Raw genomic sequence first — 16,471 nt, 5'->3', positions numbered from 1 at the left:
ATCAATCAGCAGATTACATCAGAGTGAGTATTTATATTCTACCTTATATTCTCTCTTAAAGGATTTTTATAATTGCTTTTTTAACAACTACACATTTATCAAATGAACCTTTACTTTGTCTATTCCGATTTTTGTTCTATCTTTGCCGCCGAATCAATTTAAACTACCCCGATGAGAATATCCAAGTAAGACAACACATTTCGGTAAACATCACTTTTTATATGCTATCTTTCTATTGACGCTAAGCATCACAAACGTGTATGTTTAGCCACTATTGTGTTTGTCCCTCCCCTCCTTTTTTTAATTATCCCAAGTATTTAACATTCAAACCCAGTAGTTAGTATGAGTATATCCATTCAACAAATCACGTATATACATGCAGATAAAGAAATTCTGTTTAAAGACCTTAACCTCTCTGTAAACAAGGGACAAAAGATTGCATTAATCGGAAATAATGGTTCGGGCAAATCGACCCTGTTACAGATTATAGCCGGATGGCTGTCGCCTTCATCAGGAACGGTGATCCGCCCGGACGATATCTATTATATTCCCCAACATTTCGGGCAATATGACAGACAGACCATTGCACAAGCTTTACGAGTAGACAAAAAAATAGAAGCGCTACACGCCATACTGAACGGTGATGTGTCTGTAGAAAACTTTAATACTCTTGATGAAGATTGGAATATTGAAGAAAGAATACAAGCAGCTTTAGAGTCCTGGGGATTAGGAAATAAACCAGTATCACTCCCCCTGTGCCAACTCAGTGGTGGTGAGAAAACCCGAGTATTCCTGGCTGGTATGGAAATACATTCTCCCTCCGTAATTCTGCTGGATGAACCGACCAACCATCTGGATATTCAGGGAAGAAAACGGCTTTATGATTTCGTAAAGAAAGCAGCTTCCACACTTATTGTTGTCAGCCATGACCGGACACTGCTCAATCTGCTGAACACTACCTGTGAACTTACAAAAAACAACATCACCACTTATGGAGGCAACTATGAGTTTTATAAAGAACAAAAAGGTATTATGCTAAATGCCCTGCAACAACAACTCGAAGAAAAAGAGAAAGAACTACGATTAGCCAGAAAGATAGCCCGCGAAGTGGCCGAACGAAAAGAAAAACAGAATGTGCGTGGCGAGAAAGCAAATGCCAGGAAAGGCATTCCCCGCATTATGATGAATGTGCTGAAAGACAGAGCAGAAAAGAGTACCACCAAACTTAATGATATACATGCAGAGAAAGCGGAAAAGTTAACCGGTGAAATGACTCAAATCAGAAGTTCCCTTTCTGATGCGGCAGTATTAAAAACCGATTTTGATACTTCAGGATTACGCACCGGGAAAATTCTGATTACGGCAACCGATATTAATTTTGGCTATGGAGACGAACTGTTATGGAAAGCTCCACTCAACTTTCAATTGAAAAGTGGTGACCGTCTTTGCATTGAAGGTTCAAATGGATGCGGTAAAACCACTTTGCTTAAACTCATCACCGGAGATATCATGCCCAAGGAAGGGACATTAATCCGTGCCGATTTCAAGCATGTCTACCTCAATCAAGAGTACTCTATCATTCAGAATGATCGGAATGTTCTTCAGCAAGCGGAAGCTTTCAACATTCGCAATCTACCCGAACATGAGGTGAAAATCAGGCTCAACCGCTATCTGTTTCCCTCCACAGTATGGGATAAACCTTGTAAGAAACTAAGTGGCGGAGAAAAGATGCGGCTTGCCTTCTGTTGTCTGATGATCAGCAACAATACGCCCGATATGTTTATTCTGGATGAACCGACCAACAACCTGGATATTCAAAGTATAGAAATCATCACATCGACTATCAGAGATTATACAGGCACAGTGCTGGTAGTATCACATGATAAATATTTTATAAATGAAATAGGAGTGGAAAGAAAAATCATCCTTTAAAATTCATATCTTTGTAACTCTATTAAATCAGAGGTGTTCCTGATGAGAGCATAAAGAGAATGAAAGAATTAAGCAACAAGCTACTACCTATACAGATAGAAGGAGAACTGAATAAAGAGTGGGATTTTTTATCCGAAGAATATATCGGGCTACTGGCAAGAACCGGACGGGGAATGAAATATTCCCTGTCGTTTCCGGTAGAGAGTCATGTAAGTGTCACCTCTCCCCGCACAGGAATAGTATGGAATATTATGATCATGCTTGAAGATCCAAAGGTCATTCATTACGCCTTTTATACCTTCTATACCAACGAATATGGTGAAAGAGGCATCTACCTCATCGACGAATACAGGTGTAGCCGGGTGACGCCCCACTATATGAAGAGGCTCAACAGCCGGTATCTGAAGCCCAAAGGTATCCGGTATAATGACGAACATGACATAATCAGATTCATCTACCTGTCTCTTCTGAAAGATACCGTCATGTGTGGACATCGCAATACAAAATACCTGGCACACAACGAAGGACTAAGTGTAATAGACCACGCCGGAAACGGAACGGTTACTTACATCACTTTTGTAAACAAAGAAATGCTGCGGGAATATCAGGAACCTTTTGACAAGCGTCGGAAGCTGATGTACCTCATCAAAGAACACCCGAATGCTAAAGAACCACGCCGGCAGCTAAAATTATTAATGGAAGAATTAGGACTCGATTTTCCAAAAGAATATTCCAGTATCAAACCCCGTCGGAAAGATCCCATGCAAGCCATGCAAACAGCTTGCGAAAAGGCGCAAATGAGACAGGTGAGAATGCCGGAAACGGGAACTACTATTGGATGCGGACGCCCGTCACAACAGCAATGGATTAATGAATCGGATATAAAAAAGTTATTAAAGAAATGAGCAAATTAACTACTACCTGGTGGATTGTATTCTACAAAGACCAGCTACTACTTAAAAAGCAGAATAATAAGTTGACAATCCCTTGTAACGAACAACCTCCTATACCTATCCCGGCAGATACCCATGTACACGAAATATGTATTCTGGAGGGACACCCCTGCAAAGCCTTCGTCATCAGCCATCCCATAGAAGAATCCGACGAATATTGTATGACCGGGCTACGTGCTTCTTATGATTTTATCCCGTTGAAACAATACCATACAGCCGGAAAAGCTTTTGAAATACTACATTGGGATCAGCATAGCCGCTTCTGCCCGGTATGTGGCACAAAAACGGAAATGAAAGATGCTATCATGAAAAGGTGTCCGGCATGCGGAAACGAAATGTATCCTTCTATTTCGGCAGCCATACTGGTGTTGGTACGTAAAGAAGATTCGTTACTATTGGTACATGCACGAAATTTTAAAGGAACTTTCTATAGCCTGGTAGCAGGGTTTCTGGAAACCGGAGAAACACTGGAAGAATGTGTAATGCGCGAAGTAAAAGAGGAAACAGGACTTGATATTAAAAACATCACTTATTTTGGTAACGAGCCGTGGCCCTATCCCAGCGGACTAATGGTAGGATTCATTGCCGATTATGCCGGTGGAGAAATCAGTTTACAAGACGAAGAGTTGAGTTCAGGGGCTTTCTACACACGTGAGAACCTACCGGAACTGCCACGTAAACTCAGCCTGGCACGTAAAATGATCGATTGGTGGATAAAAAACAATTAAAAAAGAGATACAGATTACGAAGCACTTACAAACTACAAACGAACAACTTATGAATGAAACGAACACTCCGTTCCTCTCTCAAAAGTATCAATAAACCCGTGTGCCCTCGCAACCTGTATTTTCTCTTTCTATAATCCTGCCTTTCCCTCAGCCATGAGCACCACAGCTATTACAGAACAAACCGCAATAGCTATAGCCAACCAGCGTTCGGGACGGGAGAATACCTTTTCACCCTTTTCCATATTCTGCTTGCGAGCCACTACATAGAAATAGAATCCCGCCAGATAGAAAATGGAAGTAATGAGCAATAACAACAGACTGCCTGCATACAATAACCACAGGCAAAAAACGGAAGATATGATACCGATAATCCGGTATTGCATAATCTTCTTTGCATCGGTAGTCTTCAACTCCCCTTTTGTAAAGCTCGCCTTCACCAGATAAAGGCCGCAGAAAAGGTAAGCAGGAAGGATCATTACGCCGGTAATATCTATTGCCGCATCGTAAACCGACTTGGCCATAGCTACCAGTATCATAAACACCTGCATGATAATGCTCGATATGAGCAATGCATGAATCGGTGTCTCTTGTTTGTTCTCACGCAGAAACGACTTCGGAAGGATTTTCACCTGTGCCGCTGTATAAGGTACTTGTGCACACAACAGTGTCCATGCAATCCATCCTCCGATAACGGAGACAATCACACTAAGGACTACAAAGGTGTATGCCCATTCTCCCACCGCAGCTTTCAATACGTAAGCCACTGAAGGATCATCTAACTTAGCCAGTTCGGGTTGCTTCATGATACCGTAGGATAAAATACTGATAAGCGCATAAAGCACCAATGCCAGCAAAAAACCGATGACACCGGCTTTACCCACATCCTGACTGTTCCGGGCGCGGGCAGACATTACAACTGCACCTTCTACACCAATGAAACACCACAATGTTACAAGCATTGTACTCTTGATTTGTGTACCGAGAGAACCCAAATCAGAAACATGCCCCCAAAAGTCATAACTCAGCGCTCCTACCTTAAAAAAGATAAAGAGAATGACAACAATAAGAATCAGTGCAGCAAACTTCACGATAGTAACAACGGTATTCATTGCCGCCGCTGCTTTTACGCCACGCGCCACAATGAGGTACATTGCCCAAATGAAGAAAGAACCGAAAACTACTGTCTGCCAGCCATGCTTTAGCAATACAGGGAAGAACTCTCCGAACGAATCATTGAGCATCACAGCAAAAGCTACATTTCCCATCGCGGCACAGAGCCAATAGCCCCAGGCTACATTGAAACCTACATAGTTACCAAAACCTTCTTTCGCATACTGATAAATTCCTGCATTGAGATCAGGACGGGCATCAGCCAGTATCTTGAAGTTGAGCACAAGGAACAACACTCCTACTCCTGAGATGACCCAGGAGATGAGAGTAGCCCCTAACCCTGCCCCCTGAGCCATGTTCTGTGAGATATTGAAAATACCTCCACCGATCATAGACCCAAAGACAATGGCAACCAGCCCGCCCAATCCTAATTTCTTTGAACCATCAGCCATGATTATTTAACTAAAGGTGCATATCCGAAGTTGAGGAAACCAATAGCCGTAAGGCAGTAAGCAAACGGATTATCACTCGGAATGTTAATGAAGTTGTGAAACAGCTCCTTATCGCCATCCTGTTCTAATCCACGCATTGAAAGTTCATGATTCAACGATTTGGTTAGCCACATCCGGGCTTCTGCTCCGGCAATCTCATCATCAATCTTTGAGTCGTAGAACTGTACATATTCTGCGGCAAAGCCACCTATAAACTTACCATTCTTCTTTGCCCACACAATACCAACTCCTGTAGCAATAGCCTTATGCTCGGCATAGTTGGCACCATGACCGGCTATGATTACTTCGAGTATTGCCCCATGATGGAATTGATCTTTCAAGTCGGGACGGAAAGGTAAATAAGGAAATTTATCATTCATCTCAGGAGTAATAGACACCAGATTCCCCCTCATTTCGGGAGGCATCACAGAAGTATAAGGTATCACATTGAAGTTTTCAATTCCAGCCTGATGCAAAGCAAGGTCATATGCAAATGTTTCGTACGGCTGAGGTGGTATGCCATCATTAAACGCTCCGGTTCCACCAGTTACAAATCCGAAAACCGGATAGCGGGTTCCTCTTTTTTCATCCATAATTCTTTTGGTTTTAATGGTTAATAATCAGAAGGGAAGGCTTCATTACCAGATAGTCAACTCTTCAAGTTTCAATTTCTTTTCCCACTCGCTGATAGTGAGTTGACGCAGGTCGGAAGCTTGCATACCCTCAGGAATTGCATTCTGAGCGAGGTTAATATAAGGGGCACAGGTAAGAGCACAACCTACCTGATGAGGTTCTACGAATGTGTATTTGTAACCTACATAGATACGTTCGTATTCCACTCCCTGATCTTGTCCGCACAAGGCGATACTATTGGTCACTTTACGAAGAGTACCTTCAAGATAGCCAATCATCTCAGACTCTGTAGTAGAATCATTGCCGTAGGTATTGGCATCTTCAATAAAAAGAGAAGAACCTTTGCTACGGTCTTTCAGAATGGCGATACCAATGGCAGACCATACCCATAGCGGACCACGGGCAGTGACATCTTTATTAGCACAGATAATGTGTGAACCGGGCATAGGCGGAAAACGGCGTTGTTGCTCTTTACCGAACAAGCGCTCGGTAGCTTCGAGTAGCGGACGAACATTGTAAACAGGAATATCAGGTCCATCGGGTTGAGATTGCATGTACATCGGCTTCTCTGCTCCACTTGCAATGTCGTCATGTTTAGCAAGGTCAAAACCCCAGACCGCACCATTCAATCCACAAAAAGAAGAAACAGTAAGCATGTTGATCTGACCGATATAAGCATCATTCTTCTCGCAACGGTCATAAGAAACAATGTTCTCGGTTACTGCATCGAGGTCTTTCACATCGACTGTACCGACGGAGAGCTTCATGGTAGAGATGTATCCCTCACCAGCACCGGGATTCATATACCCCATGCAAAATTCTTTACTTGGCCCCACGGCCTGATTAATCACTTTTGAGGCATCATACTTGATGTCAGCTACTAAATCTTTCATATTACTATTGGTTTAGATGTTGCTCATAGAACAACGTTTAACACAGAATGATTAGCCCCAATAGTCTAAAGAATCAAAAAAAAACGAAATGTACTTCCCGCAACGGGGAGATTCGCCAAGCGATGGAAAAAAAGAAATACAAAAATAAAATAGCTTCCGGAACGGAGGTGTTCCAAAGGCTATCTATCAATTTCCAAGAGAACTTTCATCATATCCTTTAGTCATGAGATATCCACTCTGATAAATCATCTGTATCGGATTCCATGAACTAGAGTCAATACTATTCAGTATATCAGAGATAGCTTCACCATTAGTCAGCCGACGTAAATCAACTAAAATTTTCTGTCTTGATGATCAATTGACCAATAAGAAAACAGATACCAATAAATATTTGCCTTTGAAAGGCATGAAGTAATAAAAGAAGCGGCTGGTCCTATTCGAACCAGCCGCTTCTTTATTATCGCTCGGCGTATCTCCCCGTGCGGGAAGCACCACTAAATACCTAATGATTTCATTACAGCTTCGATCTTTTCGTCAGCGGCAGCATCGGCACTGGCAAAGCAGTTGCGACAGCCCATCTCGCCCTTCACCTCGATATAGAACTTAATCTTAGGTTCTGTTCCCGACGGACGGATAGAAACCTTACCACCATCTTCGGTGAAATACTGAAGAACATTTGATTTATCCGGCATATCAATCTTCGTCACACGACCGTCAGAATCAATCTGCTTCAAAGTCTGGAAGTCCTTCCAAAGAATTACTTTAGAACCAGCTAATTCGCGTGGAGGATTGTTGCGGAAGTCTACCATCATCTGTTTGATCTCTTCGGCACCACTCTTACCCGGCTTCACTACGCTGATACCCTTTTCTTTAGAGAATCCGTATTCTACGTAGATATCCAACAGCATTTCATACAATGACTTACCGTTATCTTTTGCCCATGCAGCTATTTCAGAGATGAGGCAACAAGCAGAAACGGCATCTTTATCGCGAACGAAATCTTCGGCAAGGAAACCATAGCTTTCTTCTCCACCACCGATATATACTTTTTCACCCTCACGCAGACGAATTTCACGGGCAATCCATTTGAAACCGGTGTAGCAATCAAGCATTTCAATATTATTCTTTTCAGCAATCTTCTTGATAAGTTCAGTAGTTACGATAGTCTTCACAACGAACTCCTTGCCGGTCATCTTACCCAACTTCTTGTACTGAGTGATGATGTAATACAGATACATCAGACAAGTCTGGTTACCATTGATAAGTACCCACTCGCCCTTATCGTCTTTGCAGGCAATACCTACACGGTCGGCATCAGGATCACTTGCCATCACCAAGTCGGCATCTATCTCTTTAGCCAGATTCACAGCCATAGTCAATGCTTCAGCATTTTCCGGATTCGGAGAAACTACAGTCGGGAAGTTACCATCCTTAATCATCTGTTCGGGAACGGTATATACATTCTCAAATCCCCACATCTTCAATGCACGCGGAATAAGTTTCATACCCGTACCATGAATCGGTGTATAAACGATCTTCATATCTTTCTGGTGAGCGATAGCCTCCGGATCGATAGAGATAGTCTTTACCATATCCAAATAAGGTTTATCGATGTCTTCACCAACAATCTGAATCAAATCAGGATTACCCTTAAAATTAATATCGGCAGCCGAAGTTACCTTGTTTACTTCGTCAATAATCCCTTTGTCATGCGGAGCTAATACCTGTGCACCATCGTCCCAGTACGCCTTATAACCGTTGTATTCTTTCGGGTTGTGAGAAGCTGTCAGGATGATACCACTCTGACAACCAAGATGACGAATGGCAAATGACATTTCCGGTGTAGGACGCATATCTTCAAACAGATACACTTTAATACCATTACCAGAGAATATATCAGCAGAGATACGGGCAAAAAGATCACTGTTGTTACGGCAATCATATCCTACCACTACAGAAATCTGAGGGAGATCTTTGAAATTCTTCTTCAGATAGTTGGAAAGTCCCTGCGTAGCAGCACCCACTGTATAGATATTCATACGGTTGCTACCAACACCCATGATACCGCGTAAACCGCCTGTACCAAATTCAAGGTCTTTATAGAATGCTTCTATCAACTCAGTTTTATCTTCGTTTGCCAACATACGTTTCACTTCAGCCTGAGTTTCGGCATCATAGGCCGGGGTTAGCCATTTTTCGGCTTTCTCAGTTACCTGCTTGATGAGTTCCTGATTCTCCATTTAGATTGTTATTTATTGGTTAATGTTTGATTAATCTTTTCTCAGAGTCACAAATGTAAAAGAATAAAATAAGAATTCCTAATAAATAATTTTAAATAATCTATTATTTACTCTTTCACTTTATAGCGTTCACCCGTCTGTTTTACGTATTCTTCAAGGAATTCTTTCGGATACCCCGGACGGATAACACCTGCCGGCTGACCAATAGAGTTGCGCTCAAATTTACCATCTTTCATTTTACGAATCACTCCGTCAGCATATTTCACGATAATGAACTCGCCCAACCGTTTCCAGGTGTCAAAAGTGCTTTGTGCCGTCATATTGGTATAATTGGTCAAAAAAGCTTTTGCTTCATCCGGATTTTTCTGATAAAGACGGGTAGCCATACTCTCAATACCGGCCTGTGCCTCATGGAAGGTACCTTCCAATTCGTGCTGTGTAGCACGGATATCACCAATCATAAGATCATAGCGGGGATATACCATATTGGACACCCAGTTGAAAATCCAGAAAGAAGAATCCCAGGAGAAAGTAATATAATCGGCTCCACCTACGCGGGTATAACATACAGGAACTTTATCCGTACAGCAATATACCGGAGTGAAAACTGTCATATTCGCATCATCCGTACCAAACCAGAGCACTCCACCCACCGCATCGGGCATACTGGCACGCATCTGTGCTACAAATACAAATCCACTCTGCTGAGTAGAGATAGGACGCTCATTGAAGTATTCCTGACCATCCACCTTGAAATTCAACGGAGAGAGACGATAAGGAGTTTTATAAGGACCGGCACCAAAGTCATTGCTAATGTCGAGCGGTGTTCCTTCATAATGATCACGCATTGCATTCTGTACATCCTGCACAGAAATTTTACGATTCGGTTTTATAAACAACGGCATGGGGTCATTTGTCTCACCCTGTATATAGGGAAGGAATGCCTTACCCTGATCTGTGAACATATTGAAGTAACTCCACACACGGGCCTCACAAAAGCGGCGTGCACCAAAATCAAGCGGAGCATAGGCATCGGCAAAACTAAAATCTTTATTCACACCGCTGAAGTATCCTTTCTCGCGGGCAAAAGAAATCACATCCGGCGAATAGAGGCAATTCTCCTTATCATTCATATCAAACTGATGGATGCGCGACTGGTTGGCATGTGCCGAAATACAATCATCGGGCACGCGGACAGCTACCCATACAGCTCCACGGATTCCGGGCCCTTTACCTATCAGTTCCATGATCCATATTTCATTCGGATCGGCAATAGTGAAAGACTCTCCGCTACTATAATAGCCATACTCCTGCACGAGATCCGTCATAATCTTAATAGCCTCACGCGCCGTACGCGAACGTTGCAAACCGATATAAATCAGGCTTCCATAATCGATGACACCGGTAGAATCGACCAGTTCGGGACGTCCACCAAAAGTAGTTTCACCGATAGTCACCTGAAACTCATTCATATTACCAATGACATTGTAGGTCTGGCGTGCCTGTTCAATCTTCCCGAGATATTTACCGGTATCCCACTCATAGACATCGAGCAAAGTACCCTTCTTATAGGTAGCAGCCGGATAGTGGTATAATTCTCCGAAGAGCCCGTATGAATCGGCAGAATAGGAAACGATGGTTGAACCATCAGCAGAAGCATTCTTACCGACAATGAGATTGGTACAAGCGAAAGCATTCGCCACAGCCGCCACAAGAAAGGCAGCACAAAGGATCAGTTTCTTGTTCATTGTTGTTATATTACTTAATTATGTGATTATTTACCATACGAAAGTGTTACGCACCACCGTTTCATTGCCACAGTCGTCCGTGGCGACCATCTCTACTGTATGTTTACCGCCTTTCTTCACACGCTTCGGATCAAGCTTGTATACGTACTGTGAACGAATCATATTGGGCCTGCCAAATAACGCATACTTCCCGTCAATGGTTCCGCGATAAGAACGGATTCCGGTAGACTTATCTTTGATGGTATACACTATTTCTCCCGTACGTGCCCAATTTTTAGGATTGACCGGAGTAATCACAGGAGGGACTGTATCTATTGCAACCGTGTAAGTGCCTAACTCACGAATGCGCGTTTTCATAAACCCGTCTTCATACTTACCGCCTGCACCATACAAACCTTTGGGAGTTACACGTACCACATAATACTTCGTAGTATCCTCTATTGGTTTACGCCGCAAGCCAATGCGCAATTCACAACTGTTATGCAATGAAACAGGTTTATCGTGCAACTGATAGGTGAAAGCAATAGCACCACTATCGGCTTTTACCTGATAATTCAAAGCAACATCATCATAAAGCATTCCTTTGGGTACAACCAACGTTAACCCCGGTTCTTGCAGAAAATTGGTTTTATCCCAAACAAAGAAATATTTCTCACGGTGTTGTAACGGCTCTATCGGCTGTTTTTTTCCACGCACCGTAAAACGACATCGTGAAGTATTGCCAAACGCATCCGTCAACGTATACAAAAACTGATAGTCTCTTTCTTCATTAATAGTCACCAAACCGCGATTACCATTAGAGGCCTTCAGCAAACGAAGGGTATTTCCCGGATCAATAAACGACTTCATGTATTGTCCGCATGTCCAGGAATTTATCATCCGGTTCTCTTCCTGAGAAAAACGATCCACAGTGCTGCGAAACACCTCTTCCCCATCTACGGTAAGGACAACCGTATGTACTCCGTAACGATTGTGTACACCATCCATGTAGTCGTATGCTTTGATACCGGTGCCAATCACTCCCCAGGCTTCAACAGGATGTGCCACATTAGGTAAGAATGTACGATGTTCCGGACTTCCTTCCACTATCCCTTTGCCCGGCTGAGGAAACAACATAATACCTTCAACTTTCGGCGCAGTCGTATCTTTGATCTTTTTAAGGAAAAAAGGCATCGGATCTACATAATCACCCGTAGCCGTTTCAAAGACATCCAGGTGCAAGTGCGGACCAAAAGAATAGCCAGTGTTACCACTCCACGCAATCTGCTGTCCTGCTTTGACAGGATATTCACCCGGTTCGGGAATAATTTCCACTTCATAACTCTCCTCTTTATACTGCAAATCTTCTACCCGCTTTGCAATAGCTCCTGTAAATCCGCTAAGGTGCCGATTGATGGTAGAATAGCCATTATCATAACAAACATCGAGTACATACCCCGATCCGTGAGTAACACGAATACGTGAGATATACCCGTCTGCCAACGCCCGAACCGGCTTTCCAATAACACCTCCGGTCTTAAAATCGAGCCCGCCGTGAAAATGATTGGTACGTATTTCTCCGAAATTACCACTCAAAGTCAACGGAAAGTCAAATGGCGGGACAAAAGATGCCTGTGGCTTTTCCTGCGAAAAAGCCTGTACACTACAGATAAGCAACAAAGCTGCAATATATAGTTTCATATAGTTCATTAAGTGGTACTTCAAATTTAATTCATACTATACCAATGTTTTATTGAAACGCAAATGATCGCAGATTTTCGCAGATTAGATGGCTTGCTGCACTTAAGGGACGATATTCTTTGCGTAAATTTGCGATAATCTGCGTTTCAATGATACGATCATTTAATTAGGATACAGTACTTATCTATTTAGAATCACAAATGTACGTCATTCCGGGTAAATATTAAAACCCACCGGCAGAATTAATTCAAAAAACAGTAAGATCGACCTATTATAAACAGAAATAGTCAAAGGCTACTCATTTTTGACAATATGCTGTTAAACATCCGGTTACGAGTAATAGTATAAGGATCTTTTCCGTACATTCGCCTATAATTAATCCTTAATACAATAACATTATGATTATCGGAGTACCAAAGGAGATCAAGAACAATGAGAATCGCGTGGGTATGACACCCTCCGGAGTTGCTGAAGTTGTGAAATGCGGGCATACTGTGTATATACAGCATACTGCAGGTATCAACAGCGGCTTTCCGGACGAGGCATACACAGCCGTGGGTGCACAGATTCTGCCGACAATGGAAGAAGTTTATGCCATTGCCGAAATGATTGTGAAGGTAAAGGAGCCGATAGCTCCTGAGTACAAGCTTATTAAAAAGGGACAATTACTGTTCACTTACTTCCACTTCGCCTCCGATAAAGAGTTGACACTGGCAATGATGGAGAATGGTTCTGTATGCCTGGCGTATGAAACTGTAGAAAAGGCAGATCACTCACTCCCCCTGTTAATACCGATGAGTGAAGTTGCCGGACGAATGGCAACCCAAGAGGGAGCCCGTTTTCTGGAACGTCCGCAAGGTGGTAAAGGAATCTTGTTGGGCGGTGTACCCGGTGTAAAACCGGCCAAAGTACTGATTCTTGGTGGCGGTATCGTGGGAAGTAATGCAGCACAAATGGCAGCAGGCATGGGAGCAGACGTAACAATAGCTGATATCAACCTGGCCCGCTTACGTTATTTAAGCGAAACATTACCCAAAAACGTAAAAACACTCTATGCTTCAGAGCTACGATTAAAAATGGAATTGCCGACGGTAGATCTCGTGATAGGTTCCGTACTTATTCCGGGAGATAAAGCTCCTCACATCATTACACGTGATATGCTGAAAATGATGCAACCGGGTACGGTATTAGTAGATGTGGCCATTGACCAGGGAGGATGTTTCGAGACTTCACATCCCACCACACACAGTGACCCAACCTATATAATAGATGGCATCGTACATTACGCTGTAGCCAATATTCCGGGAGCCGTACCATATACCTCTACCTTAGCATTGACAAATGCAACACTACCGTATATAAAAGCTCTTGCCGGAAAAGGATGGAAACAAGCCTGTAAAGATGATCCCGCATTAGCACTCGGCCTTAATATAGTAGAAGGTAAAGTAGTGTATAAGGCTATAGCGGATGTTTTTGGAATTGAAAATTGAAAGTTGAAAGTTAGCTGCGCTTCTATAATGGACAGTGGACAATTGACAATGGACAGTGGTCAATTGTCAATTATAGAAGCGCTGCCTAACTTTCAATTTTCAACTCTTTAGTCAGTTCTTTCATAACTTCTGCCACCGATTGTTGCTGACGAAACAAAGCAGCTACTTGTCCTATTTCCAATTCTCCTTCTTCAAGATCACCTTCAAAAATACCTTTCTTCGCACGCCCTCTTCCCAATAGTTCACGCAGTTCATCTGCCGAAGCACCACGCGCCTCAGCTTCTTCTACCGCATTACGAAAATGATTCGTAACCAAACGGGTGGGGGCTAATTTTTTAAGTAATAATTTCGTATCACCTTCATTCAGCCGCAGACAGTACTCTTTGAAAACATCACTGGCAGAACTTTCATAAGTCAGTGCAAAACGGGTACCTATTTGTACACCTTCGGCCCCCAGCACCATAGCAGCCAGAACACCTTCGCTTGTAGCAATACCGCCGGCAGCAATCAAAGGAAGAGTCGTTGCACGACGTACTGCCGGAATAAGACAGAATGTAGTCGTCTCTTCGCGCCCGTTGTGTCCGCCTGCCTCAAAACCTTCAGCAACAACAGCATCTACTCCGGCTTCTTCACACTTCACAGCAAATTTAGAAGAAGACACTACATGGACGACAGTTATACCACGTTCTTTTAACCAACCTGTCCACGTTTTAGGATTACCGGCAGAGGTGAATACGATTTTCACTCCTTCTTCGACCACAATATTCATTATCTCCTCAATTTGAGGGTACATCAAAGGGATATTTACTCCAAAAGGAAAATCGGTAGCTGCCTTACATTTACGGATGTGCTGGCGAAGAACCTCCGGATGCATAGACCCAGCGCCAATAAGTCCCAATCCACCTGAATTACTTACTGCCGATGCCAGACGCCAACCGCTGCACCACACCATACCGCCTTGAATGATAGGGTAACGAATACCCAATAGAGTAGAAATTCTATTCATAAACTGAATTTGTTTTGATTTTATTTTGTATACTAATACGTCTTTTATTAAACGCAGATTAACGCAAATTTTCGCAAACTATAAAGCAACGCGATAATTGAATTGAATCAATTCTTTGCGAAAATTTGCGTTAATCTGCGTTTCAACTAAATTATTTGAATGCTGAATACTCCTTAACTATTTACTAAACAAATCGGGCTTTCAGATAGTTCAATGAGCGATGGGCTGCAATATAGGCATCGGAATAAGCCTGGTAGTCGAATCGCCATAGGCTTTCAGTACCTCTAACGTACGGCCACGTCGTTCACGCCCTTTCACATCCCAAAAATCTTTTGTAAAGATAGACATAAAATCAAGGCCACCAATGCCCACACCCGCCATTGCACCATTTGCCTGCCCCATCAACGGATTATATCGCAGGTTCACAGCTTCAATATCGGATGGTACCCCTCCTGTTCTTTTCGGCTTTTGAGGAACTTTTTCCATGTTAGTATAGGATCTCAGCGTCTTTATCCTATAAAAGGGATCTCCCCGCCAGGTGTCCTGCCCTACTTTTATCTTTTTTTGATATACCGGATCCCAGTCATAAGGTGTATTCGGCTTATAAGGACGCAGGGTAAGCATCTGTTTTTTATTCAGTGGCAACGTATTAGGCAATACAGACGGAAGCGTCGCATCCGGCAACATCCAGCTCTTTTCTGTAGACATGAGAGGAGTGCCCATAACTTCAGAACCGAAATCAATCTGTTTCACAGCCTCCGGGTTCAGTTTAATCTCTTCGTTGCCCTGCAGGATTCGATTCAATTTAATAGAATCCTGTGTGGTCCATTCTTGCGAACAGACTACTGAGGCAGTCAGACTGATTAATATAAATAATATAAAGCGCTTCGTCATTCTCTAATGCATTAATCATTTTAATAAGTTAGTAGTACATCCTTCTTTTTCCATCGGGCATGTACTGTCCCGGCCACTGAAAAAATCAGCAGCAATAGATTAAAACGTTTAGCCATGTTCAGTTGTTTAGTCTACCCTACCACCAGCGGTAACCGCTACCACAAAGCGGCTCGTCGTAGCAAGGATCAATGGTCCATGCCGTTCGCGGATACTGCCTGTTTTCCCACCAGCGACGGTAACGGACTGCAGCATCCAGCAGTTCTTCATTGGACAAGAAATAGATTGCTTCGTAATTTTCGGCATTCACTTCTACCATATGGCACCCCATTGAAGCCGGAAAGCCCAGACGAATACTTTCTACTGTCCATAAAATACATTCGCCCAAACGGATCTTGCCACTATTGCTGTTATATACGGAAGGAAATGAGGGGATCACACTCATATCCTCGGCATAATTCAGCAATTCGGGAATGTCATTTTCGGTAAAATGAGGGACTTCAACAATCCCTTTGTCATTTTTTGTATTATAGGTTCCGGCTTTGAGTTGCTTCACAAAAAGATCAACATCCGGATTATTATAGTCCAGGGTTTCTTTACTGCATCCGGTCAATGCGAAAACCGCAAAAACGGTGAGAAGCAGTATCCATGTCTTTTTCATAACGTTCGTTCTTTT

At 42.9% G+C, this 16,471-nt stretch carries 13 protein-coding genes; 4 read left to right on the top strand and 9 right to left on the bottom strand.

Going from position 1 to position 16,471, the window contains the following annotated elements; all coding sequences use genetic code 11:
* The first annotated feature begins 342 nt into the window (after positions 1-342).
* Genes abc-f through nudC form a run of 3 tightly spaced genes read left to right on the top strand, consistent with a single transcriptional unit; the run spans position 343 to position 3,613 of the window.
* Positions 343-1,932 carry a ribosomal protection-like ABC-F family protein gene (abc-f, locus tag VCM39_RS06675; protein WP_322933791.1) on the top strand — a complete coding sequence of 530 codons (1,590 nt, stop codon included), beginning with the start codon at positions 343-345 and terminating at the stop codon, positions 1,930-1,932.
* 59 nt (positions 1,933-1,991) lie between these two features.
* Positions 1,992-2,837, top strand: a complete 846-nt coding sequence (locus tag VCM39_RS06670; RefSeq protein WP_221650409.1) for a hypothetical protein — start codon at positions 1,992-1,994, stop codon at positions 2,835-2,837.
* The gene (gene nudC, locus VCM39_RS06665; RefSeq protein WP_322933790.1) at positions 2,834-3,613 is read left to right on the top strand and encodes an NAD(+) diphosphatase; all 780 of its coding nucleotides are present in this window, start codon (positions 2,834-2,836) and stop codon (positions 3,611-3,613) included. Before VCM39_RS06670 ends, nudC begins: the two co-directional genes overlap by 4 nt.
* 128 nt (positions 3,614-3,741) lie before the next feature.
* Here the strand turns inward: nudC and VCM39_RS06660 are convergent, their stop codons facing one another.
* The 6 genes from VCM39_RS06660 to VCM39_RS06635 all read right to left on the bottom strand — a co-directional run bounded on the left by VCM39_RS06660 (position 3,742) and on the right by VCM39_RS06635 (position 12,408).
* Positions 3,742-5,175 carry a basic amino acid/polyamine antiporter gene (locus VCM39_RS06660; RefSeq protein ID WP_320969936.1) on the bottom strand — a complete coding sequence of 478 codons (1,434 nt, stop codon included), beginning with the start codon at positions 5,173-5,175 and terminating at the stop codon, positions 3,742-3,744.
* Positions 5,176-5,177: 2 nt separating this feature from the next.
* Complete coding sequence (locus tag VCM39_RS06655) at positions 5,178-5,807, bottom strand: pyruvoyl-dependent arginine decarboxylase (RefSeq protein ID WP_007486558.1); 630 nt, start codon at positions 5,805-5,807, stop codon at positions 5,178-5,180.
* Positions 5,808-5,852: 45 nt separating this feature from the next.
* Positions 5,853-6,740: a histidine decarboxylase, pyruvoyl type gene (locus VCM39_RS06650; RefSeq protein WP_007486556.1), complete on the bottom strand. Its 888-nt coding sequence runs from the start codon at positions 6,738-6,740 to the stop codon at positions 5,853-5,855.
* A 494-nt stretch (positions 6,741-7,234) separates the two neighbouring features.
* Positions 7,235-8,980, bottom strand: a complete 1,746-nt coding sequence (locus VCM39_RS06645; protein WP_322933789.1) for a phospho-sugar mutase — start codon at positions 8,978-8,980, stop codon at positions 7,235-7,237.
* A gap of 107 nt (positions 8,981-9,087) precedes the next feature.
* Complete coding sequence (locus VCM39_RS06640; protein WP_195348641.1) at positions 9,088-10,728, bottom strand: C69 family dipeptidase; 1,641 nt, start codon at positions 10,726-10,728, stop codon at positions 9,088-9,090.
* Between the two features lie 30 nt (positions 10,729-10,758).
* Positions 10,759-12,408, bottom strand: a complete 1,650-nt coding sequence (locus VCM39_RS06635) for a M23 family metallopeptidase (RefSeq protein WP_322933788.1) — start codon at positions 12,406-12,408, stop codon at positions 10,759-10,761.
* 398 nt (positions 12,409-12,806) lie between these two features.
* Between VCM39_RS06635 and ald the strand changes: the two genes are divergently transcribed.
* Entirely contained in the window at positions 12,807-13,898 is a 1,092-nt protein-coding gene (gene ald / locus VCM39_RS06630) for an alanine dehydrogenase (protein ID WP_221650415.1), read from the top strand.
* Positions 13,899-13,983: 85 nt separating this feature from the next.
* On the opposite strand, the gene VCM39_RS06625 is transcribed toward ald, so the two are convergent.
* From VCM39_RS06625 to VCM39_RS06615, 3 genes are all read right to left on the bottom strand, one after another.
* A complete protein-coding gene (locus VCM39_RS06625) occupies positions 13,984-14,904 on the bottom strand; it encodes an NAD(P)H-dependent flavin oxidoreductase (RefSeq protein ID WP_289293770.1) in 921 nt (306 codons plus the stop codon).
* A gap of 210 nt (positions 14,905-15,114) precedes the next feature.
* Positions 15,115-15,798 carry a DUF4858 domain-containing protein gene (locus tag VCM39_RS06620; RefSeq protein WP_221650417.1) on the bottom strand — a complete coding sequence of 228 codons (684 nt, stop codon included), beginning with the start codon at positions 15,796-15,798 and terminating at the stop codon, positions 15,115-15,117.
* Between the two features lie 136 nt (positions 15,799-15,934).
* Positions 15,935-16,456, bottom strand: a complete 522-nt coding sequence (locus VCM39_RS06615) for a DUF4943 family protein (RefSeq protein WP_322933787.1) — start codon at positions 16,454-16,456, stop codon at positions 15,935-15,937.
* Positions 16,457-16,471 lie beyond the last annotated feature (15 nt).

It is taken from the genome of Bacteroides mucinivorans (assembly GCF_034654355.2).
GTDB classification, from domain to species: domain Bacteria; phylum Bacteroidota; class Bacteroidia; order Bacteroidales; family Bacteroidaceae; genus Bacteroides; species Bacteroides nordii.
The sequence above is the reverse complement of the archived record's forward strand: the minus strand, read 5'-3'. Positions and strand labels throughout refer to the sequence as shown.